Genomic DNA, 20,745 nt, shown 5'->3' with positions numbered 1-20,745 from the left:
ACGCCTCGGATACGGCCCGTCCCACGCCCGCGTCGCGGGTGGGGGACGGGCTGTCCGTCGGTAGACTGGACCGGTGTCCTCAGCCCGCGAGTCCCCGAAGCCGGTCCCGGTGGAGGAGCGACTGTTCAGCCTCGTGCTCGCTCTCCTCGCCACGCAGACCGGCCTGACGAAGAACGAGATCCTGTCGACCGTCCAGGGGTACCGCCAGCAGTATTCGAGTGGCGGTGGCAACGCCAGCCTCGAGCGACAGTTCGAGCGCGACAAGGACAACATCCGCGAACTGGGCGTCCCGCTCGAGACGATCGAGCAGCCGGGTGAACCCGGCAACAACCAGTCGATGCGCTATCGGATCCCGAAAGGCGCCTACGAGCTCCCCACCGACGTCCGGTTCACCCCGGCCGAGCTGTCGCTGCTGTCGCTCGCAGCCACCGTGTGGCGTGAGGGGTCGCTCTCCGGCCAGTCGCAGCGCGCGATGACGAAGTTGCGGTCGCTCGGCATCGAGCCCGACGAACCGATCATCGGATACGCGCCGAGACTCCGCACCCGGGAGGCCTCGTTCGAACCGCTCGACGCGGCGCTCGAACGTCGGTCCGTGGTCGCCTTCCCCTACCTGAAGCCCGGCGAGGCGCGGCCACGCGTCCGCACCGTCGCACCCTTGGCGCTCGTCCAGCACGAGGGTCGCTGGCACCTCTACGCGACCGACCGGACGGTGGACGAGCCCCGGACGTTCCTCCTGTCGCGGATCGTCGGTCCGGTCAAGCCGACGGGGGAGTCGTTCCCCGCCGACGACCGCGACCACGCCGCCGACGCGATCGACGGCCTGCGCCGCGTGTCCTCGTCGCAACGCGCCCTCGTCCGTGTCCGGCCCGGGACCGACGCCGCGGCCCGCCTCGGCAACCGCTACGGCGTCAGCGACACGGAGCGCACGGAACTCACCATCCCGTACCTCGACCACCACATCCTCGCCGACGAGCTCGCCGGGTTCGGCCCGGAGGTCGTCGTCCTCGACCCTCCGGCGCTCGTCGAGGCCGTGGCGTCCAGACTCGAGCTGGTCGTCGCCCGCCACCGCGCGACCGACGACGCACCCCGCCCCGAGGAGACCGCCCGTGGCTAAGCGACCGGCGGCGCCCCGCGCCCAGGACAAGCTGATCTTCCTGCTCTCGCTCGTGCCGTACCTCATCGACCGCGAGCGGGTCACGGTCGACGAGGCCGCGCGGCACTTCGGTCTGTCCCCGCGCCAGATCCGAGAAGCGGTCGAGCTCTTGACGGTGTCCGGCGTGCCGGGCGACACCCGGCAGTACCTCGCCGGCGACCTCTTCGACATCGACTGGGGCAGCTTCGAGGAGGACGACGAGATCGTCCTCACCCACCGGGTCGCCCTCGACGACAGTCCTCGCTTCTCAGCCCGCGAGGCCTCGGCCCTCATCGCCGGCTTGCAGTCGCTCCAGCGCCTTCCCGAGTTCGTCGACAGCGACGTCATCGGCGGCGTGATGGCGAAGCTCGCCCGCGGGGCGTCGTCCGCACCAGGCCAGCTCGCGGTCACCGAGTCCTACTCAGCACACGCGGTCGGCATCATCCGGTCGGCTCTGGCCGCCGGCCACAGCGTCGCGTTCGACTACGTCGACGCGAGTGGGGCGACCGAGGCGAGACTGGTGGACCCGCTGCGTCTCGAGTCCCAGGATCAGGACTGGTATCTCTACGGGTGGTGCCACCTGCGCGAGGCGACGCGTCGCTTCCGTCTCGATCGGATGACCGAGCTGCGGGAGACCGACGCCGAGGTCGTGTTCCGCGAAGCGGACGTCGTCGTCCCGACCGCGTTGTTCGAGCCGAGCGACTCCGACCGCAATGTCACCGTGCTCGTCCGACGCTCGGTCCTGCCGCTCATCGACGACTACGTGGTCGCCGTCGACAGCGCGCCAGGCAGCTCCGCAGCCCGCGAGGACAGCGACGCCGAGGTGACCGCGACCCTACGCCTCGCGCACCATCACGGCCTCAAACGACTGGTCGCCGCACACCCCGGGCTCATCACCGTGCTCGGCCCGGCGGACGCGCGCGACGCGGTCGCCGATTGGGCGGCCGCCGGTCTCGCGCAGTACCGCACGACATCCGCGAGCTGACTCCCGAGACTCCCGGCAGCAGAGCGGGAGATGCAGGGTAGAGTGAGTGGACCTCGACCTCGAAGATCAGGAACGAAGACTATGTTCGGCAACGCATTCACCGGGTGGCACCTCGTCATCATCCTCCTCATCGTCCTGCTGCTGTTCGGAGCACCGAAGCTCCCGGGTCTCGCCCGCAGCGTCGGCCAGTCGATGCGGATCTTCAAGAGCGAGGTCAAGAGCATGCGCGACGACGAGCCCGCCTCGCCCGACGCGACGGGCACGGTTCCGCCCGCGAGTACGACGCCCGCCGACCCGACTCCGGCCGCGACGGCCCCGCAGAAGCCGACCGACCCGCCGGTCAAGCCGTAACCCTGAGGACCACCCGAGCCCGATGACGCCAGCACCTGGCCCCCGACGAGTGCGCCTCGAACACGCTGCTCAGGAACGGACGATGTCGCCGTGGCCCTGACCGAGAAGCGTCCCAAGAAACAGAACCGCGAAGGGCGGATGTCGCTCGGCGAGCACCTCGTCGAGTTGCGGAAGCGGCTGTTCTACTCCGCCATCGGCATCATCGTCGGCATGGTCGCGGGTTTCATCGCCTCCGAGTGGATCATCGAGGCGATGAGCGCCCCCATCCTCGTCATCGCCGACGATCGCGGGCAGGCGTTCCTGAACTTCACCAACGTCACGAGCGCGTTCGACCTGCGGATGAAGATCGCCCTCACCGCCGGCGTCGTCCTGTCCAGCCCGGTGTGGCTCTACCAGATCTGGGCGTTCCTCGTGCCCGGCCTGACGCGCAAGGAGCTGAAGTACGCGATCGGGTTCTTCGCGACCGCCGTGCCGCTGTTCCTCGCGGGCTGCTACGCGGGCTGGTTCGTGTTGCCGCACATCGTCGAGCTCATGCTCGGCTTCACCCCGACGGCGGCGGCCAACTTCCTCGACGCCACCACCTATTACGACTTCGTCCTGAAGCTGGTGCTCGCGGTCGGTGTCGCCTTCGTCCTGCCCGTGTTCCTCGTCCTGTTGAACTTCGTCGGCGTGCTCTCCGCAGCGGCGATCATCAAGGCGTGGCGGGTCGCGATCCTCGTCATCGTGCTCTTCACGGCCATCGCCACGCCTGCCGCCGACATCGTGTCGATGTTCGTCCTGGCGATCCCGATGGTCCTGTTGTACTTCGCGGCCTACGGCGTCGCCGTCCTCCACGACCGCAGTGCGGCCAAGCGGCAGCGACGCATCGACGCCGAACTCGGTAGCGCGGGGCTCGCATGAGCGACACCGCTTCCCCTGCCGAGCGGTATCGGGCAGCAGCGGTCCGGAACGCGACACCGAGGCTCCAGGAGTTCCGCGCGAGGCAGCGTTTCGACCTCGACGCGTTCCAACTCGAGGCGTGCGAGCGGATCGAGAACGGCAGCAGTGTCCTCGTCGCAGCACCGACGGGTGCCGGCAAGACCATCGTCGCCGAGTTCGCGATCGCGCTGGCCATGCACGGCGACCGCGGCAAGGTCTTTTACACCACGCCGATGAAGGCGCTCAGCAACCAGAAGTTCCAGGAGCTCACCGCCGAGTACGGGTCCGAGCACGTCGGCCTGCTCACGGGCGACACGAACGTGAACGGCAACGCCCGCATCGTCGTCATGACGACCGAGGTCCTCCGCAACATGCTGTACGCGGACTCCGACGCGCTGACCGACCTCGCCTTCGTGATCATGGACGAGGTGCACTACCTGGCGGACCGGTTCCGCGGAGCGGTGTGGGAGGAGGTCATCATCCACCTCCCGCAGGCCGTCCGGATGGTGTCGCTGAGCGCGACCGTGTCGAATGCCGAAGAGTTCGGTGACTGGCTGCAGGCCGTCCGCGGCGACACCGCCGTGATCGTGTCCGAGGAGCGCCCGGTGCCCCTCACCCAGCACGTGCTGATGCGCAACAAACTCATCGACCTGTTCGCCGCGCCGAGCCTCGCCGACACCCATCAGGTCAACCCGGAGCTCGTCCGCATGGCGCAGTTCGGCGGCCGTGCGCCGAACAGCCGTCAATACAAGGACGTCAGCCGCTACAACCAGCGCCGAGCCCCGCATCGGGCCGAGAAGCTCGACCGTGGGCATTTCGTCCAGATGCTCGACGACCACCACCTGCTCCCTGCGATCTTCTTCGTCTTCAGCCGTGTCGGGTGCGACCAGGCCGTCAAGCAGGTCCTCCGTTCCGGCATCAGGCTGACCGAGGCGCACGAACGCGACGAGATCCGCCAGATCGTCGACGAGCACTGCCGGACCCTGCTCGACGAGGACCTCGCCGTCCTCGGCTACTGGGAGTGGCTCGACGGTCTGGAGCGGGGCGTCGCCGCCCACCACGCCGGTCTCCTGCCGGCGTTCAAGGAGGTCGTCGAGGAGCTCTTCCGGCGGAAGCTCGTGAAGGTCGTCTTCGCGACCGAGACCCTCGCGCTCGGCATCAACATGCCGGCCAGGACGGTCGTCCTCGAGAAGCTCGAGAAGTTCAACGGTGAGGCACGCGTCCCGATCACCCCGGGGGAGTACACCCAGATCACCGGGCGTGCCGGACGCCGCGGCATCGACGTCGAGGGCCACGCCGTGATCCAGTGGACCGAGGGGCTGCACCCGCAGTCCGTCGCCTCGCTGGCCTCCCGACGCACCTACCCGCTCAACTCCAGCTTCCGCCCGACCTACAACATGGCGGTCAACCTGATCGACCAGTTCGGCCGTCAACGCACCCGTCAGATCCTCGAGTCGTCCTTCGCGCAGTTCCAGGCGGACCGAGCCGTCGTCGGGATCGCCCGGAAGGTACGCGAGCAGGAGTCGTCGCTCGCCGGCTACGAGAAGTCCATGGCCTGCCACCTCGGGAACTTCGTCGAGTACGCGGGCATTCGCCGTGAGCTCACGGACCTCGAACGCAAGGGCGAACCGAACGGCTCGCGCGCGTCGAAGGACCGTCGCCAACGCAAGCTCGCCGAACTCCGCAAGCGGATGCGGGCTCATGCCTGCCACGTCTGCCCGCACCGCGAGGACCACGCTCGCTGGGCGGAACGATGGTTCAAGCTCAAGAAGCAGACCGACCAGCTGCGGCAGCAGATCCAGACGCGGACGGGCGCGGTCGCGCGCGTGTTCGACCGGGTCGTCGACGTGCTGCTCGAGTACGAGTACCTGGCACGCGACGAGCACGGCGCGGTCGTCGTCGCGGCTCCCGGACGCACCTTGAAGCGCATCTACGGAGAACGGGACCTCCTCGTGGCGGAATGCCTGCGAACCGGTGCCTGGAACGACCTCGATGCCGCATCCCTCGCGGCGATGGCCGCCGCGATCGTGTACGAACCACGGCGTGAGGAGCAGAACACTCCGGAGCGTTTCCTGCCCCGCGGCCCGTTCCGCTCCGCGCTCGAACGGACGCAGGACCTCTGGAGCCGGCTCGACGACAGCGAGCGGGAGCACCGCCTCCCGGGGAGCAACCCGATCTCGACCGGCCTCTCCCTCGCGATGCACCAGTGGGCCAAGGGTGCGAACCTCGACACCGTGCTCATCGAGGCGGAACTCGCCGCCGGCGACTTCGTACGGTGGTGCAAGCAGACCATCGACCTGCTCGATCAGCTCCGCGTCGTCGACGGACCGGTGGGTCGTCATTCGCGTGAGGCGCTGGACTCGATCCGACGCGGCATCGTCGCGTACAGCTCGCTGTGAGGTCCCTGCATCATCGGAGCGGCCGGCTCCGACCGGTCGACGCGCTGGTCGACCGTCGTCCGCCGCTCCCGCTCTGGCTCGCGGCCGTCGTGGCCATCGCCGCCGGCCCGGTCCTCGACGCCGGCTTCCCGGACCGCGGGGTCTGGCCCCTGACGTTCGTCGGCATCGCCCTCGTCCTCCTCACCCTCATGGGGCGCAGCATCGGCGGTGCACTCCTCGTCGGCTTCCTGGCGGGGGAGTCGTTCTACCTGATCCACATCGAGTGGGCGACCGCCTACCTGGGTCCCGTCCCGTGGGCGGCACTGTCGACGCTCGAGGCCATCTTCTTCGCGCTCGGAGCCGTGCTCATCACCCTGGCGTACCGCTGGGTGCCGCGTGCCTTCCCCGGAATCGGGGGACACGTCTGGTTGACCGCCGCGGTCGTCGCCGCCCTGTGGACCGCCCGCGAGACGCTCGTGAGCACCTGGCCCTACGGCGGATTCCCGTGGGCGAGGATGGCGCTCAGCCAGTCCGAGAGCCCGTTCGCACCGCTCGTCGCCTGGGTCGGGTTCTCGGGGCTGTCGTTCCTCATGGTGCTGCTCGTGGCACTCGCCCTGCAGCTCGCGGCGACCGCCGAGCTCCCGACGGTCAGCAGGGTCGGGACCGCGGTCCTCGCGGTCATCGCGGTGCTCGTCGTGCCGGCATGGCCGACGGCGACGACCGGGAGCATGCGGGTGGCTGCCATCCAGGGCAACGGCCCCGCCGGCTACTTCGACGCCGCAGCACCCGGCACCGTCATGCAGACCCAGATCGACGAGACGCTGCAGGTGCTCGACGCGGACGTCGACGTCGTGGTCTGGCCCGAGGGCAGCGCAGACCTCGACCCGCAGCGGGTTCCTCAATCGGCTGCAGCCCTCGACGCGTTGAGCCGTCGCATGGACGCACCGTTCGTCGTCGGTGCGATCTCCCAACGCGGCGACCGCTACTACAACTCGTCACTCCTCTGGGACGCCTCGGATGGCGTCCGCGACGTCTACGACAAGAAGCACCCGGTCCCGTTCGGTGAATACGTCCCGGACCGGAAGTTCTGGGAGCCGTTCGCACCCGACCTCATCGGCCTCATCCAGCGCGAGTACACCCCGGGCACGAAGGACAACGTCTTCGACATCGACGGCGTGCTCGCAGGGATCAGCATCTGCTTCGACATCGCCGACGACCAGCTCACCCGCGACGCGGTGGCGGGCGGCGCGCGGATCGTGTTCGCCCAGACCAACAACGCGGACTTCGGGCAGACGGACGAGAATCAACAGCAGCTGGCGATCGCACGGCTCCGGGCGATCGAATCGGCTCGGTCCGTGGTGAACATCTCCACGGTGGGGACCAGCCAGATCATCGGGCCCGACGGCTCGACGATCGACAGCATCCCGGCCTTCCGCCCCGGCTCGATGGTCTCCGAGGTGCCGCTGACGGACACGGTCACGCCGTCGATGGCCTTCGGTCACCAGCTCGAGATGTTCATCGGTGGCATGGGACTCGCCTCGCTGGTCCTCGCCGGTTTCGCTGGCAGGCCCCGGCGCGTCCCGAACCGGCCCCGGACATGACGATCGGCTGATCCGGTACCGGATCAGCCGATCGAGGGGAGGCCTGTCAGGGGCTCGGTGTCACGCGCTCTTCTGCTGGCCGCGACGGGCCCGGAGATACGAGAGGCGCTCTTCGAGCAGCTCCTCGAGCTCATCGCGCGAGCGGCGCTCGAGCAGCATGTCCCAGTGGCTGCGGGGCGTCTTCACATCACCGCGGTCGACGACGACGGGCTTCGAGTCGACGAGGAGAACGGCCTCCGCACCGCAGTGCCGGCACTCCCACAGTTCGGGGACTTCCGCATCGGCGGCGAAGGTCATGGTGGTCTCGCGCTCGCAACTCTGACACCGGTAGATGTGGTTGCTCCGCGCCGAGAATATGACGCCCTCTTCCGTTTGTAGACTCTGGGCGCCCAGGCGCATTCCGCGCAAACTGCGATCTGCCATTGTGTGGTCTCCTCTCGCTCGGCATCCACAGTTATAAACCCACAAGCTGGGTAAACTGTTCCGTTCACCCATCTGGCTATCAGCTCATGCCCAGCTGCAGCCACGCCGGATGCGGAGAGCTGAGCCGTCAGCGCGAGCGGACCACGTCGAGCGCGAGATCACAGCGGTCGGTGACGAGGCCGTCGACACCGAGATCCAGCAGTCGTCGCATGTCGTCGGGGTCGTTGACCGTCCACACGTGCACTTCCACACCGAGCGCGTGCATCTGTGCGAGGAGGCGCTTCGTCACGACGGGTACGCCGCGGAACCGTTCGGGCACCTGGAGCGCCTGGACACCGGTGAGCGACCGACGGAGTGCTCCACGGAGCCCGAGGGCGGCTGCGGGGAGGACGCGGAGCAGGATCCGGGCCGACGCGGATGAGACCACGGAGTCGGCACCGGCCTCCAGCCCCACGGCCTGCACGATCGCGGAACGTCTGCCCTCGTCGAAGGAAGTGACGAGCACCCGATCGGCGGCACCTGCGCCGATGATCGCGGCAGCCGCCGGTGCAGCCGCGGCCGCGGCCTTGATGTCGAGGTTGAAGCGTGCCCCGGGGAGCTCGGCCAGCGCCTCCGACAGCGTCGGGATGCGATCGCCGCCGAGGTCGATCCGCTGGAGTTCCGCGAGTTCGAGGTCGGCGATCGGTCTCGGATCGCCGGTGATGCGTCGCAGGGACGGGTCATGGAAGAGGACGGCGTGTCCGTCGCGCGTGCAGTGCGCGTCGGTCTCGACGTACTCGGCGCCGGCCGCCAGGGCACGGCGGAAGGACGACAGCGTGTTCTCGGGGACCCCCGGCCCGGCCAGCCCTCGATGGGCGAGGACCCGAGGGCGGGCCGGACGGAAGTAGGGGAGGACCACTGTCACCGCGTGCTCAGCCCTCGGGCTGGACGGGAGTCGTCGGCGCCGGTGGCGTCTGGGGTGACGCGGCCGGCGCTGTGGTGAAGGAGGGCGTCTGCGCAGCTGCGGCCGCCGCCCGTGCCGTGGCCGCAGGGTCGCGGGTGTTGCCCGGCCCGAAGGCGGAGCCGATGCCCTTGAGCGCCTCGGTCAGTTCGCTCGGGATGACCCAGAGCTTGTTCGCCTGGCCTTCCGCGAGCTTCGGGAGCATCTGCAGGTACTGGTAGCCCAGGAGCTTCTCGTCGGGGTCGCCGTCGTGGATGGCCTTGAACACCGTCTGGATGGCGGACGCCTCACCCTGAGCACGGAGCACGGCTGCCTGGGCATCACCCTCGGCGCGGAGGATCTCCGCCTGCCGCGCACCCTCGGCTGTCAGGATCGCCGACTGCTTGGTTCCCTCAGCGGTGAGGATGAGGGCTCGACGGTCGCGCTCGGCCCGCATCTGCTTCTCCATGGAGTCCTGGATGGAGAGCGGCGGGTCGATCGCCTTGAGCTCGACGCGTCCGACGCGGATGCCCCACTTACCGGTCGCCTCGTCGAGCACGATGCGGAGCTTGCTGTTGATCTCGTCGCGGCTCGTCAGCGCCTCCTCGAGGTTCAGCCCACCGACGACGTTTCGGAGCGTCGTCGTGGTCAGCTGCTCGACGGCACCCAGGTAGTTCGCGATCTCATACGTCGCGGCTCGGGCGTCGGTCACCTGGAAGTAGACGACCGTGTCGATCGAGACGACGAGGTTGTCCTCGGTGATCACCGGCTGCGGCGGGAAGGAGACGACGGTCTCGCGCAGATCGATGAGCGGCCGCAACCGGTCGATGAAGGGGATGAGCAGGTTCAGACCCGGCAAGAGGGTCTTGTGGTACTTGCCGAGCCGCTCGACCACGCCGGCGCTCGCCTGCGGGATGATGCGGATGGATCGGAACAGCACCACCAGCACGAAGATGACGACGATGGCCGCGATCACCCAGCCGATGATCGCTCCTGATGAGACGTCGTTCACGACTACTCCTTCTGCTCGCCCAGCGGTGCCGGGTGGGTTGGGACGGGGACGACGACGGCGGTGGCACCGTCGACGACGGACAGGACGATGCGCGTGCCGGGCTCGAGGGACGACGAGGGGGAGTCGTGCGGGGTCCTGGCGGTCCAGACCTCGCCGTTGCCGAGCTTCACCTGGCCACCGTGCGGGGTCACCGTCGAGAGCACGAGCCCCGGCATGCCGAGGAGCGCGTCGACGTTGCTCTTCGCCGGGTCCGCGCCGCGTTGCAACGCTCGGAGCAGCGGCGGCCTGACGGCCAACAGGAGCAGGAGGGCGGCAGCGGCTGCGATGAGCAGCTGGAGCCACCACGGAGCGCCGAGGAGGCCGGAGAGCAGCCCGACGGTGCCGCCGAGCGCGAGCATGAGGAAGGTGAACTCGAGCGACAGGATCTCGATGATGACGAACACGAGGATCAGGACCAACCAGGCGATCCAGGCGTACTCGGTGATGACGTCCATGGTGCGGATTCCTCCCGGATCGGCTCTCGCGTCTGCCGCCTCGCAGTCCGGGGGAGCGCGAGACGGTGCGCCGGTCGGGTTCAACGCTATCAGCTGGGCGGACCACCGAACCGGATCCGTCTGCCGGTTGTTGGTAAGGTCGTTGGCTGGAACCAGCCGCCGATGAGCGGCCCCAGATCTGAAGGAGCCCTCACGTGACGAACCCCCTGGCCGCCGGATCCCTCTCCGGGAAGAACGTCCTCGTGACGGGCTCGTCCCGCGGCATCGGTGCCGACACCATCCGGTACTTCGCCGGTGCCGGCGCCAACGTCGTGATCAACTACCGGAACAAGGAGGCTCGCGCCGTCAAGCTCGCCGACGAGGTGCGAGCCCTCGGCGTGCAGGCCCTGGTGGTCGGAGCCGACCTCACCGACCCCGCCTCGGTCGCCGCGATGTTCGCGACGACGAAGGCCGAACTCGGCGACCTCGACGTCCTGGTGCTGAACGCCTCCGGAGGGATGGAGAGCGGCATGGCCGAGGACTACGCCATGCAGCTCAACCGGGACGCACAGGTGAGCGTCGTCGAACACGCCCTCCCCTTGCTCCGCCCCGGCTCGCGGATCGTGTTCGTCACGAGCCACCAGGCGCACTTCATCCGGACCACGCCGACGATGCCCGAGTACGTGCCGGTCGCGACCTCCAAGCGCGCGGGCGAGGATGCGCTCCGCGCCAAGCAGGACCAGTTCGACGCCGCCGGTGTCGAGTTCGTGGTCGTCTCGGGCGACATGATCGAGGGGACCATCACCGCGACCCTCCTCGAACGCGCCAACCCCGGTGCGATCAGCTCCCGCAAGGAGTCGGCCGGTCGTCTCTACAACGTGGGCGAGTTCGCGGCCGAGGTCGCCTCGGCCGCCGTGGACCCGATCCCCGAGGACCACACCCGCTACGTGGGGGACACGAGCGACTTCATCGCCGAGTAGTCGACGATCCTGACACGACGAACGCCCGGTCCCTCGAGGGGCCGGGCGTTCGTCGTCCTGCCACCCGGGTCAGCCGGCGAGACCGGCCCGCTTGACCTGCTTGCCGAAGGTGATCGCCTGGATGATCTCGACGACGCCGGCTGCGATGAGGAAGAACGCGGTGACGAGCAGGAGGGTCACGGCGGCGAGCAGCGGGTTCGCGAGGACGAACACGCCGGCGACGACGCTGATGACGCCGTAGAGGATCGTGATCCACCGCGACACGTCCGGTGCCGAGTCGAACAGCGAGGCCACGCCCTCGACGATCCAGGAGACACCGATCACGAAGACGAGTGCGCCGATGCCGAGCAGCGGATCGATGAAGATGTAGACGCCGGCGGCGAGCAGCAGCACACCGAACACGATCGTGAGGACCCGCCAGAGTCCGCCGTGCTCCCGGGCCACGACGCCACGCGCGATGCGGGCGATCCCGGCGATCAGGAAGTAGACGGCGAAGATCCACGCGACGGCGACCAGTGAGGCCTTCGGCGCGACCAGCAGGAAGACACCCAAAAGGATCGTGAGGATCCCTCCGACGGCGAAGGCCCATCGGACACCGGAGATCTGGCTCGCGGTCAGCTTGGCGGAGTTCAGCGTGTAGGTGGTGGTGGATGATTCGGACATGGTCGGCTCCTGACGGTGGACAGTGCGGCGCTCCCGAGCAGACCGGGTGCGTTCCACCAGTGTGACGCATTCACACAGGTGTTTCACAGCATGACCTTCCATGTCGCGCGGGCCCGGTGCCGATCCAGGCGAGACGCCAGCCGATGACGACGGATACGCTGATCGCCATGACCGAGACGCCGATGCACACCAGGGCCGCCGACAGCCACGACGTCATCCGGGTCAGGGGTGCCCGCGAGCACAATCTGCGCGACGTCGACGTCGACCTCCCGAAGCGCCGCCTCACCGTGTTCACGGGTGTGTCCGGCTCGGGGAAGAGCTCACTCGTCTTCGGGACGATCGCAGCCGAGTCGCAGCGGATGATCAACGAGACCTACAGCGCGTTCGTCCAGGGCTTCATGCCGTCGCAGGCGCGGCCCGACGTCGACGTGCTCGAGGGACTCACCACGGCGATCATCGTCGACCAGGAGCGGATGGGCGCGAACTCGCGTTCGACGGTGGGTACGGCGACGGACGCGAACACCATGTTGCGCATCCTCTTCAGTCGGATCGGAGACCCGTCCATCGGGTCTCCGCAGGCCTTCTCCTTCAACGTCGCCTCGATCAGCGGCGCCGGAGCGGTGACCATCGAGCGCGGGGGACAGAGCACGAAGGAACGGCGGAGCTTCTCGATCACCGGCGGCATGTGCCCGCGGTGTGAGGGGATGGGGACCGTGAACGACATCGACCGTTCCCAGCTCTACGACGCCACGAAGTCGCTCAACCAGGGCGCGCTCACGATCCCCGGCTACACACCCGACGGCTGGGGTGTGCGGATCTTCACCGGATCCGGATTCCTCGACGCGGACAAGCCCATCCAGGACTACACGGAGCGGGAGCTCCACGACTTCCTCCACAAGGAGCCGGTGAAGGTCAAGGTCGGCGACATCAACATGACCTACGAGGGCCTGATCCCGAAGGTGCAGAAGTCGTTCCTCTCGAAGGACCGTGAGGCGATGCAGCCGCACATCCGCGCATTCGTCGACCGCGCCGTCACCTTCACCACGTGTCCGGCGTGTGAGGGGACCCGCCTGAGCGAGGGCGCACGGAGTTCGCGCATCGCCGGTCGGAACATCGCCGAACTGTGCGCGATGCAGATCAGCGACCTCGCGGCGTGGACCCGGGCGCTCGACGAACCGTCGGTGCGCCCGCTCCTGACGGTCCTGCAGGAGACGCTCGACTCCTTCGTCGCCATCGGGCTGGGATACCTCTCACTCGACCGCACGACGGGCACCCTCTCGGGCGGGGAGGCGCAGCGGACGAAGATGATCCGCCATCTGGGGTCGTCGCTCACCGACGTGACCTACGTGTTCGACGAGCCGACCGTCGGACTGCACCCCCATGACATCCAGCGGATGAACGAACTGCTCCTGCGGCTCCGCGACAAGGGGAACACCGTCCTCGTCGTGGAACACAAGCCGGAGACGATCACGATCGCCGACCACGTCGTCGACCTCGGCCCCGGAGCCGGGACCGGCGGGGGACAGGTGACGTTCCAGGGGAGTGTGGAGGGCCTCCGAGCGAGCGACACGCTCACCGGACGCCACTTCGACGACCGCGCCGCGCTCAAGCCGGCGTTGCGTCGGCCGACCGGTGTCATCGAGATCCGCGGCGCCGACCGGCACAACCTGCAGGGCGTCGACGTCGACGTGCCGCTCGGCGTCCTCGTGGTCGTCACGGGTGTGGCCGGCTCGGGCAAGAGCTCGCTCATCCACGGCTCGGTCGCCGGGCGTCCCGGTGTGGTGACGGTCGACCAGAGCCCGATCCGCGGCTCGCGTCGCAGCAACCCGGCGACGTACACGGGTCTGCTCGAGCCCATCCGCAAGGCGTTCGCGAAGGCCAACGGGGTCAAGCCGGCGCTGTTCAGCTCGAACTCGGCGGGAGCCTGCCCGAACTGCAACGGCGCCGGGGTCGTCTTCACCGATCTCGGCGTCATGGCGAGCGTCTCGACCGTCTGCGAGGTGTGCGAGGGCCGCCGGTTCGATGCTTCCGTTCTGGAATATCAGCTGGGGGAGCGGGACATCAGCGAGGTGCTCGCCATGTCGGTGACGGAGGCCGAGGCCTTCTTCGCCGACGGGCCGGCCCGGACGCCCGCAGCGCACGTCATCCTGGCGCGACTCGCCGACGTCGGGCTCGGCTACGTCAGCCTCGGACAGCCGTTGACGACCCTGTCAGGAGGTGAACGACAGCGACTCAAGCTGGCGACACAGATGGCCGATTCGGGCGAGGTCTACATCCTGGACGAGCCGACGACGGGCCTGCACCTCGCCGATGTGGAGAATCTGCTCGGGCTCCTGGACCGGTTGGTGGACTCCGGCAAGTCGGTCATCGTCATCGAGCATCATCAGGCGGTCATGGCGCATGCGGACTGGATCGTCGACCTCGGACCCGGCGCAGGTCATGACGGCGGACGCCTGGTGTTCACCGGGACGCCCGCAGCGCTCGTCGCCGATCGCTCGACGCTGACCGGAGAACATCTCGCTCGGTACATCGGCTCCTGACGCGCCCCGGTCGTCGTCGCGATCCTCAGGTCGGTGATGCAGGCCGACGTGACCCGATCCGACCCCGCTCGCGGCGGGCTTTAAAGAGCTGATAATGCACATTATGTCAACTCACCCGAATCAGCCCCGCCCCGCGGCTCGGGTTCGGATGTCCTGTCCCAGGATCACCGCGTGGACCCGGTCGCGGAGGTGCAACTTGGCGAAGATCCGGTTGACGTGCGTTTTGACCGTGGACGGCGACAGGTGGAGTGCGTCGGAGATCTCACGATTCGACAGCCCGACGACGATGCATCCGAACACGTCGAGCTCGCGCGGGCTGAGCGGGTCCAGCGGGTGGGCTGTCCCACCTGCTCCCCCGTGCTCGCGCGACCGTCCACCGGAGGCATAGTGCTCGATGAGTCGCTTCGTGATCCTGGGTTCGACGACGGCATCGCCGGCATGGATCGTCCGAACAGCCTCCTGCAATTGGTCTGGTGGGGTGCTCTTCAGCAGGAAGGCGCTGGCGCCGGCGTGGAGGCCTCCGAACGCGTACTCGTCGATGTCGAAGGTGGTGAGGATGAGGACGCGTGTGGCCGGGTGGACCGTGGTGATGATCCTGGTCGCTTCGACGCCGCCCATGCCGGGCATCCGCACATCCATGAGGACGACGTCCGGTCGCAGTTCCCGTGCACGCCGAATCGCCTCCTCACCTGTCGCCGCCTCCCCCACGACCTCGATGTCGGGCGCGGAATCCAGGGTCAGCGCGCTGCCCACCCGGACGAGTTCCTGGTCGTCCACCACCAGCACGCTGATGATCGAGGGACTGGTCGTGCTCACGTCGCTGCTCCTCGGTCGATGTGCAGCGTCACGCTCGTCGACCAGCCCCCGCCCGCGCACGGACCTGCTTCGCTCGTGCCGCCGTACGCCGCGGCTCGAGCGGCGATACCCGGGAGCCCCTGCCCACTCCCCTGGCTCGGAGCGCGAGTTCGGTGGGTGTCGATGCGGCCGTCGTCGGTGACCCGCACCGCGACGGTGCCGGGCGCCACGTCGATGCCGACCTCGACTCGCGTGGGGCCGACGGCGTACCGCAACACGTTGGTGAGCGACTCCTGGACGATCCGGTAGACCGTCGTCACCAGAGCGGGCTGCTCCGGCATGGCCCCGCCGGAGCGTGTGAGCGTGACGGGCATGCCGGTGCTGCGGAAGATTTCGACGACCTCCTCCACGTCGGAGACGTTGTGTCCCGACCGATGCAGGCGCTGATCCAGCACCGCATCGCCCTCTCGGAGTACCTGCAGGACGCGGTTCATCTCGCCCAGCGCGCTGCGCCCGACACCACCCAGCTGCTCAAGCGCTCGGGCCGACCGCCCGGGGTGCCGTTCCCAGCCGCTGGACGCCCCGTCCGCGAGGGAGATCATCGTCGACAGCGAGTGGGCGACGACATCGTGCATCTCCGCGGCGATCCGCTGCCGCTCCACCACCCGCGCCGTGGTGAGTCGTTGGTTCACGAGTTGCGTGAGGGCCGCTCGGCGCTGCGTCACACCGCGGGCGGCGACACCTGCGGCAAGAGCGAGCAGCGCCAGCGGTTCCAGCAACGACGGGGCCTGGGTCGACCCCGTCATGAGCAGACGGACGAGCAGTCCCGAAGCGGGGAGCCCCACGAGGACCACGTAGCCCGACAGCGCGGCTCTGGTGGGCAGCATGGCGGCTACCGTATACAGCGCGACGGCGGCGGGCAGCGTCACCGGTGCGACGGGGGCGGGCAAGAGCACACCCGCCGTGTTCGCGAGCGCGACGGCGACGAGGATCGCCCGCGGATACCGACGCCGCCACAACAGGAGCACGCTCGAGAGGATCACCAACGGCAACCCCGGCCAGAGCGATTGCGCACCCGGCAGGACCAGCCCGAGCGCCTGGACCAGGAGACAGGTCCCAGCGACCAGTGCGTCGACCACACGCCGGTGGGCGCTGAACCAGCGCAGCATGCGTGTGCCGAGGACACGGTCGACCTCCGCGGCGTCCACGATCGGCTGGATCGCACTCATACCCTTGCCACCTCCACGCTGAGCTCGGCTCTCATTCTCCCTCGCGCACCTCGTGGGCACCGTTCAGGCGTCCCGGCGAAGGAACGTGATCGCTGCGACGACGAACGACGCCAGCGTCCAGATCAGCAGAACGGCATACCCGGTCCACGGTCCCATCGGGTCCGTACCGGTCGGGGCGAGGAGCAGGGAGCCGGCCTGGATCGGGAAGAAGCGGGTGATCTCGGTGCCGTATTCGGAGAACATCTGCGGGATCACCGGCACGATGAGGAGGAACACGATCGTCGCGAGCACCGCGGCGACGACGTTGCGGATGATGGTGCCGAGTGCGATTCCGAGGATGCTGATGGTGGCCAGATAGAGCCCGGATCCGAGCACCAACCGCGCCAGGTCGGGTGTCTCCAGCACATAGCCGTACCCGCCCCCTGCCAGGATGATGGGCGCGAGCGCGAACCCGACGGCTGCGCTGACGACACCGATGAGGAACGAGACACCCGCGATGATCGAGGCCTTCGCGACGAGCACCGCCGTCCGGCGCGGAACCGCGAGCAGCGTCGTGCCGATCTGAGCGGACCGGTACTCGTTCGTGATCATCAGGACGGCGAGCACCGCGAGGACGATGCCGACGTAGCCGGTCTTGTCGACGATCATCTCGGGGTAGGCGTCGTAGTCCGCCTTCGGTGACTCGCGGTCGCGGAAGACGTACGCCCAGGGCATCGCGATCCCGTTCGCGGTCAGCAGCAGGAACGCGAATCCTGCGAGGACGTGGTTCGAGGCGAGTCCACGGAACTTGATCCATTCGGAGACGATGGTGCCGCCGAGGCTGACATCGCTTGCGGAGAAGCGCCGCACGACGGGTGCTGCGGCCATGCCGGTGGTGGTGCTCATGAGGATGGTGTCCTTTCGAGGGGGACGCGACGTCAGGCGGAGACGAATTCCTGCGCGTCGCGGGTGAGTCGGTTGTAGGCCTCTTCGAGGGTCTGGCGCAGGGGCGTCAGCTCAGTGATCAGCACTCCCGCCTCGTGCGCGGCACGGGCGATCTGCTCCGCGGAGAGGCCCTCCACGTCCAGCACGCCCGGCTCGCTCGACGCGACGGTCGCCCCCGCTGAGGTGATCCGGCGAGTGAGTGCAGGCGCATCGAGGGCGCGAACACGGACACGACCGTCTCCCTGCTCGGTGAGCGAACCGATGGGAGCGTCCGCGATGATCTCGCCGCGACCGATGATGATCACGTGGTCCGCGATGAGCGCGAGCTCGTTCAGGAGGTGCGAGGACAGGAACACCGTCCGCCCCTCGGCCGCCAGCCGGGCCAGGAGCTCCCGGACCCAGGTCACGCCCTCGGGGTCCAGGCCGTTGACCGGCTCGTCGAGGATGAGCGTGCCCGGATCGCCCAGCAGTGCCGCGGCGATCCCCAAGCGCTGACCCATCCCCAGGGAGAACCCGCCGACCTTCTTCCTGGCGACCGCGCTGAGACCCGTCGCCTCGAGCACCTCGTCGACGCGCGAGCGCGGAATGCGGTGCGTCGCCGCGATCGAGGCGAGGTGGTTCAGCGCCGAGCGCGACCGGTGCGCCGCCCTCGCGTCCAGCAGAGCACCGACCTCGCGCAGCGGCGCGGCGAACGCTCGGTACTCAGAGCCGTCGATACGTGCACGACCAGCGGTGGGACGGTCGAGCCCGACGATCGAACGCATCGTCGTGGACTTGCCGGCGCCGTTCGGCCCCAGGAACCCGGTGACCGTGCCCGATTGGACGCTGAAACTCACATCGCGCACCGCGTACGTGCCTCGGTATGCCTTGGTCAGCCCCTCCACGTCGATCGTCATGGCGTCTTCCTCCTGCTCGTAGCGGTTGCCTCGTGCCATCGACGCTACGGACGCGTGTGCGTCGGCGACTGCCAACCAGGGGTTGATCGTCATCGTCGGACTCAGCGGCGAACTGACCGCCGAGCGTCCGACCGTGAGGGAGCACCGCCTTGCGCTCCGGGCTGCGCGACATGATCGCTCAGCCGGGAAGTCGCCTCTGACCTGGACCGAATTGATAGAGTGCGTGCTCTAGAGTGAGTGCTCTAGGAATACGGGAGCAGTCATGCCGAGAATCGTCGACCCACAGCGGTTCACCGCGCGCCAGACCGCGATCCTCGCTGCGGCCTACCGCTGCTTCGCCACCGAGGGGTATGAGACCACCTCGACGGCGGACATCTGCCGGGCGGCGGACATCTCCTCGGGGACCCTGTTCCACTACTTCCCCACCAAGCTCGACATCCTGGTCACGCTGCTGCGGGTGAGCGCCGCCTGGACCGAGGATCAACTGCACCTCGCCACGCGAGCCGGGCCTGGGCGCCCTGCGTTGACCACCTATCTCGGCGCACTCGACCGCCAACGGGCCGCCGACCAGACGGTCGGTTTCGCTCGCGCGGTCCAAGGGATGGCGCATCTCCACGCCGTGGCGGCCGTCCTCGAGGTCGAGCGGGACATGGTGGACCGCTTCTTCCTCGACCACATCACCGAGGCGGTTCGCACCAGCGCTGCCCGCTCCGACGCCACGCCGGAGCAGCTCGTCCGATGGGTGCGCTGGCTCGTCGACGGCAGCGCACTGCACGAGACGCCGGCATCGAGCACAACGGGTGTCAGCGTCGCCGTCCGGTCGTTGCTCCTCCTCGGATGACGGCGTAGGCCACCGGGTCGTCAGGCCGACGGAGCAGGTCGATCGGGGTCCTGGTCCCAGAGCGGCATCCCGAACTCGTTGACCGGGACGGCGGACTGCGCCGGGTCCGGAAGCCGCTCCCCCGTCGGGCAGGTCATGAAGTGATCGTGCCCGGAGGAACGGTCGAAGGTGTGCTCGGCGAGCGGATGGCCACAGACCGTGCACTGGCGGTCTTCGGTGTCCGACGTCTTCGTCTGCTCGTTCATGCGGGTCATGCTACGCCGACCGGCAGCGTCGACCACCCCGTTGCGCACGGGGCGCCGACCTGCTTCCGCCCCGAGCGCGACCCGTCAGACCTCTCCGAAGCCGGATTCGATGAGCGACGCCAGTGCCCCGATGGCATCCTCCGCGTCCGGACCGTCCGCCTGCAGCTCCACGACCGCCCCCTTGACGAGGCCCAGTGACATGATCCCGAGCAGGCTCTTGGCGTCCTTCCCGTTCACGACCACCTTGGCCGCGAACGTGCTCGCCAGCTTCACGAACTCCGCAGCGGGTCGAGCGTGGAGCCCGTCCTTGTTCCGCAGGGTCACGGAGGCTGCGGCGTGGGGCGCTGCCGGGTCGTCGGACCCACCAGCCCGAGTCGCCTCGTCGGCGCCGTGCTGGGCAGGGTCACCGCCGGCTGCAGACCGCGCGGCGTCCACGACCTCGTCGAGCGACGCGCCGGTCTGCGCGGCCACCGCTGCGGCGACCCCGCCTTCGACGAGCGGGGCGTCGACGATGCGTACCCGGCCTCGGACGTCGTCGTCGAGGAAGTCGAGTGCCGTCTCAGCGGTCAGGATCGCCGATCCCAGATCGCACAACACCACCACCCCGGCCCCGGAGTCCACGGCGGCGATTCCGGCGGAGACCAGCTCGAAGCTCGTGCCGATCCCTCCCTCATCGGTACCGCCGGCTGCGGCGAGGGCCGCGTCGGGCGCCATCTGCCGCGCCAGGGCGATGAGCCCCTCCGCGATCAGCGCGCTGTGCGAGACGAAGACGAGGCCGACGGCTCCCCCGCTCATGCAGCACCCTCCCCAGCGGCGGCGGCGGCCGCCGCTTGCAGGAGATAGGAGGTGGACTGCGCCCCAGGGTCGCGGTGCCCGATGGCCCGTTCTCCGAGGTAGCTGGCGCGCCCCTTGCGGGCGACGAGCGGTTCGGTCGCGGCGGCGCCACCCCACGCGGCGTCCGCGGCTGCGGCCAGCACCCGTGCCGGCGACTCCCCCGCCACCGCCGCCGCGGATGCAGCGTCCACGGCGGGTGTCCACGCGTCCACCATGGTCTTGTCGCCGACCTCGGCCTTGCCACGGAGCACGATCCCGTCGCGTGCCGCCGTCAGCAGGGCGACGACGGCATCGGCGTCGAGGTCCTCCTGGCCGGCCACGGCGATCGACGCCTTGAGCAGCGCGGTGCCGTACAGCGGGCCGCTCGCGCCTCCGACGGTCGAGATGAGCGTCGTCGCGGCGATCTTGAGGATGTCGGCGGGCGTCGCATCAGCAGGCTGCTCGTCGAGCTTCGGCAGGATGGCGGAGAACCCGCGGTCGAGGTTCTCGCCATGGTCGCCGTCCCCGATGTCGCGGTCGAGCGTGATCAGCTCCACCCGATGCTCTGCGACGACCGCCGCACTCCCCCGCATCCAGGCGATCGCCCAGGCTCCGTTCAATCCCATC

Annotated in this window: 21 protein-coding genes; 9 read left to right on the top strand and 12 right to left on the bottom strand. The window is 68.8% G+C overall.

The annotated features are described in order from the left end of the window. Window positions 1–73: 73 nt before the first annotated feature. From IFU11_RS00715 to lnt, 6 genes are all read left to right on the top strand, one after another. The gene (locus tag IFU11_RS00715; protein WP_192017921.1) at window positions 74–1,114 is read left to right on the top strand and encodes a helix-turn-helix transcriptional regulator; all 1,041 of its coding nucleotides are present in this window, start codon (window positions 74–76) and stop codon (window positions 1,112–1,114) included. Next, entirely contained in the window at window positions 1,107–2,117 is a 1,011-nt protein-coding gene (locus tag IFU11_RS00710) for a WYL domain-containing protein (RefSeq protein ID WP_192004881.1), read from the top strand. The genes IFU11_RS00715 and IFU11_RS00710 overlap by 8 nt, the downstream gene beginning before the upstream one ends. 81 nt (window positions 2,118–2,198) lie before the next feature. After that, entirely contained in the window at window positions 2,199–2,468 is a 270-nt protein-coding gene (gene tatA / locus IFU11_RS00705; protein WP_079705987.1) for a Sec-independent protein translocase subunit TatA, read from the top strand. Window positions 2,469–2,606: 138 nt separating this feature from the next. Next, window positions 2,607–3,368, top strand: coding sequence for a twin-arginine translocase subunit TatC (gene tatC, locus IFU11_RS00700; protein WP_071260381.1), 762 nt, complete (start codon window positions 2,607–2,609; stop codon window positions 3,366–3,368). After that, window positions 3,365–5,785 carry a DEAD/DEAH box helicase gene (locus IFU11_RS00695; RefSeq protein WP_079705988.1) on the top strand — a complete coding sequence of 807 codons (2,421 nt, stop codon included), beginning with the start codon at window positions 3,365–3,367 and terminating at the stop codon, window positions 5,783–5,785. Before tatC ends, IFU11_RS00695 begins: the two co-directional genes overlap by 4 nt. After that, a complete protein-coding gene (lnt, locus tag IFU11_RS00690; RefSeq protein WP_371742678.1) occupies window positions 5,782–7,365 on the top strand; it encodes an apolipoprotein N-acyltransferase in 1,584 nt (527 codons plus the stop codon). Before IFU11_RS00695 ends, lnt begins: the two co-directional genes overlap by 4 nt. Before the next feature lie 60 nt (window positions 7,366–7,425). Here lnt and IFU11_RS00685 read toward each other — a convergent pair whose 3' ends face one another. The 4 genes from IFU11_RS00685 to IFU11_RS00670 form a co-directional block, all read right to left on the bottom strand. After that, complete coding sequence (locus tag IFU11_RS00685) at window positions 7,426–7,788, bottom strand: RNA polymerase-binding protein RbpA (RefSeq protein WP_064296965.1); 363 nt, start codon at window positions 7,786–7,788, stop codon at window positions 7,426–7,428. Window positions 7,789–7,915: 127 nt separating this feature from the next. Beyond that, window positions 7,916–8,692, bottom strand: a complete 777-nt coding sequence (locus IFU11_RS00680; RefSeq protein ID WP_370582628.1) for a glycerophosphodiester phosphodiesterase family protein — start codon at window positions 8,690–8,692, stop codon at window positions 7,916–7,918. 7 nt (window positions 8,693–8,699) lie between these two features. Continuing rightward, window positions 8,700–9,719, bottom strand: a complete 1,020-nt coding sequence (locus tag IFU11_RS00675; protein ID WP_192017920.1) for an SPFH domain-containing protein — start codon at window positions 9,717–9,719, stop codon at window positions 8,700–8,702. Between the two features lie 2 nt (window positions 9,720–9,721). Beyond that, window positions 9,722–10,213: an NfeD family protein gene (locus IFU11_RS00670; RefSeq protein ID WP_192017919.1), complete on the bottom strand. Its 492-nt coding sequence runs from the start codon at window positions 10,211–10,213 to the stop codon at window positions 9,722–9,724. A gap of 194 nt (window positions 10,214–10,407) precedes the next feature. Between IFU11_RS00670 and IFU11_RS00665 the strand changes: the two genes are divergently transcribed. After that, on the top strand, window positions 10,408–11,172 hold the full coding sequence (locus IFU11_RS00665) for an SDR family oxidoreductase (RefSeq protein ID WP_138947113.1): 765 nt from the start codon (window positions 10,408–10,410) through the stop codon (window positions 11,170–11,172). 69 nt (window positions 11,173–11,241) lie between these two features. On the opposite strand, the gene IFU11_RS00660 is transcribed toward IFU11_RS00665, so the two are convergent. Next, the gene (locus IFU11_RS00660; protein WP_192017918.1) at window positions 11,242–11,835 is read right to left on the bottom strand and encodes an HdeD family acid-resistance protein; all 594 of its coding nucleotides are present in this window, start codon (window positions 11,833–11,835) and stop codon (window positions 11,242–11,244) included. 167 nt (window positions 11,836–12,002) lie between these two features. Here IFU11_RS00660 and IFU11_RS00655 point away from each other — a divergent pair, with 167 nt between their 5' ends. Further along, the gene (locus tag IFU11_RS00655; protein ID WP_192017917.1) at window positions 12,003–14,375 is read left to right on the top strand and encodes an ATP-binding cassette domain-containing protein; all 2,373 of its coding nucleotides are present in this window, start codon (window positions 12,003–12,005) and stop codon (window positions 14,373–14,375) included. A gap of 120 nt (window positions 14,376–14,495) precedes the next feature. Here the strand turns inward: IFU11_RS00655 and IFU11_RS00650 are convergent, their stop codons facing one another. From IFU11_RS00650 to IFU11_RS00635, 4 genes are all read right to left on the bottom strand, one after another. Further along, a complete protein-coding gene (locus IFU11_RS00650) occupies window positions 14,496–15,191 on the bottom strand; it encodes a response regulator transcription factor (RefSeq protein ID WP_229938910.1) in 696 nt (231 codons plus the stop codon). Next, window positions 15,188–16,399 (bottom strand): sensor histidine kinase, encoded by a 1,212-nt coding sequence (locus IFU11_RS00645; protein ID WP_192017916.1) that lies wholly within the window; start codon window positions 16,397–16,399, stop codon window positions 15,188–15,190. The genes IFU11_RS00650 and IFU11_RS00645 overlap by 4 nt, the downstream gene beginning before the upstream one ends. Window positions 16,400–16,462: 63 nt before the next feature. After that, window positions 16,463–17,284: an ABC transporter permease gene (locus IFU11_RS00640; protein WP_191941126.1), complete on the bottom strand. Its 822-nt coding sequence runs from the start codon at window positions 17,282–17,284 to the stop codon at window positions 16,463–16,465. Window positions 17,285–17,316: 32 nt separating this feature from the next. Continuing rightward, complete coding sequence (locus IFU11_RS00635; protein ID WP_192018336.1) at window positions 17,317–18,219, bottom strand: ABC transporter ATP-binding protein; 903 nt, start codon at window positions 18,217–18,219, stop codon at window positions 17,317–17,319. A 262-nt stretch (window positions 18,220–18,481) separates the two neighbouring features. On the opposite strand from IFU11_RS00635, the gene IFU11_RS19975 reads away from it, so the two are divergent. After that, window positions 18,482–19,060, top strand: a complete 579-nt coding sequence (locus IFU11_RS19975; RefSeq protein WP_198425042.1) for a TetR/AcrR family transcriptional regulator — start codon at window positions 18,482–18,484, stop codon at window positions 19,058–19,060. 20 nt (window positions 19,061–19,080) lie between these two features. On the opposite strand, the gene IFU11_RS00625 is transcribed toward IFU11_RS19975, so the two are convergent. The 3 genes from IFU11_RS00625 to dhaL all read right to left on the bottom strand — a co-directional run bounded on the left by IFU11_RS00625 (window position 19,081) and on the right by dhaL (window position 20,744). After that, complete coding sequence (locus IFU11_RS00625) at window positions 19,081–19,305, bottom strand: hypothetical protein (protein WP_133059937.1); 225 nt, start codon at window positions 19,303–19,305, stop codon at window positions 19,081–19,083. 84 nt (window positions 19,306–19,389) lie between these two features. Beyond that, window positions 19,390–20,100, bottom strand: a complete 711-nt coding sequence (gene dhaM / locus IFU11_RS00620) for a dihydroxyacetone kinase phosphoryl donor subunit DhaM (RefSeq protein ID WP_192017915.1) — start codon at window positions 20,098–20,100, stop codon at window positions 19,390–19,392. Further along, window positions 20,097–20,744 (bottom strand): dihydroxyacetone kinase subunit DhaL, encoded by a 648-nt coding sequence (gene dhaL / locus IFU11_RS00615; protein ID WP_192017914.1) that lies wholly within the window; start codon window positions 20,742–20,744, stop codon window positions 20,097–20,099. Before dhaL ends, dhaM begins: the two co-directional genes overlap by 4 nt. Window position 20,745: the final 1 nt, after the last annotated feature.

Origin of the sequence: Plantibacter sp. CFBP 8804, from assembly GCF_014841225.1 — a bacterium.
Lineage (GTDB): Bacteria > Actinomycetota > Actinomycetes > Actinomycetales > Microbacteriaceae > Plantibacter > Plantibacter auratus.
The sequence above is the reverse complement of the archived record's forward strand: the minus strand, read 5'-3'. Positions and strand labels throughout refer to the sequence as shown.

Excerpts from the sequence above, each read along its gene's own strand:
- tatA (WP_079705987.1), top strand. The coding sequence starts at position 2,199 with ATGTTCGGCAACGCATTCACCGGGTGGCACCTCGTCATCATCCTCCTC.
- tatC (WP_071260381.1), top strand. The coding sequence starts at position 2,607 with ATGTCGCTCGGCGAGCACCTCGTCGAGTTGCGGAAGCGGCTGTTCTAC.
- IFU11_RS00695 (WP_079705988.1), top strand. The coding sequence starts at position 3,365 with ATGAGCGACACCGCTTCCCCTGCCGAGCGGTATCGGGCAGCAGCGGTC.
- IFU11_RS00685 (WP_064296965.1), bottom strand. The coding sequence starts at position 7,788 with ATGGCAGATCGCAGTTTGCGCGGAATGCGCCTGGGCGCCCAGAGTCTA.
- IFU11_RS00670 (WP_192017919.1), bottom strand. The coding sequence starts at position 10,213 with ATGGACGTCATCACCGAGTACGCCTGGATCGCCTGGTTGGTCCTGATC.
- IFU11_RS00660 (WP_192017918.1), bottom strand. The coding sequence starts at position 11,835 with ATGTCCGAATCATCCACCACCACCTACACGCTGAACTCCGCCAAGCTG.
- IFU11_RS00655 (WP_192017917.1), top strand. The coding sequence starts at position 12,003 with ATGACCGAGACGCCGATGCACACCAGGGCCGCCGACAGCCACGACGTC.
- IFU11_RS00645 (WP_192017916.1), bottom strand. The coding sequence starts at position 16,399 with ATGAGTGCGATCCAGCCGATCGTGGACGCCGCGGAGGTCGACCGTGTC.
- IFU11_RS00640 (WP_191941126.1), bottom strand. The coding sequence starts at position 17,284 with ATGAGCACCACCACCGGCATGGCCGCAGCACCCGTCGTGCGGCGCTTC.
- IFU11_RS00635 (WP_192018336.1), bottom strand. The coding sequence starts at position 18,219 with ATGACGATCGACGTGGAGGGGCTGACCAAGGCATACCGAGGCACGTAC.
- IFU11_RS19975 (WP_198425042.1), top strand. The coding sequence starts at position 18,482 with ATGCCGAGAATCGTCGACCCACAGCGGTTCACCGCGCGCCAGACCGCG.
- IFU11_RS00625 (WP_133059937.1), bottom strand. The coding sequence starts at position 19,305 with ATGAACGAGCAGACGAAGACGTCGGACACCGAAGACCGCCAGTGCACG.
- dhaM (WP_192017915.1), bottom strand. The coding sequence starts at position 20,100 with ATGAGCGGGGGAGCCGTCGGCCTCGTCTTCGTCTCGCACAGCGCGCTG.
- dhaL (WP_192017914.1), bottom strand. The coding sequence starts at position 20,744 with ATGGGATTGAACGGAGCCTGGGCGATCGCCTGGATGCGGGGGAGTGCG.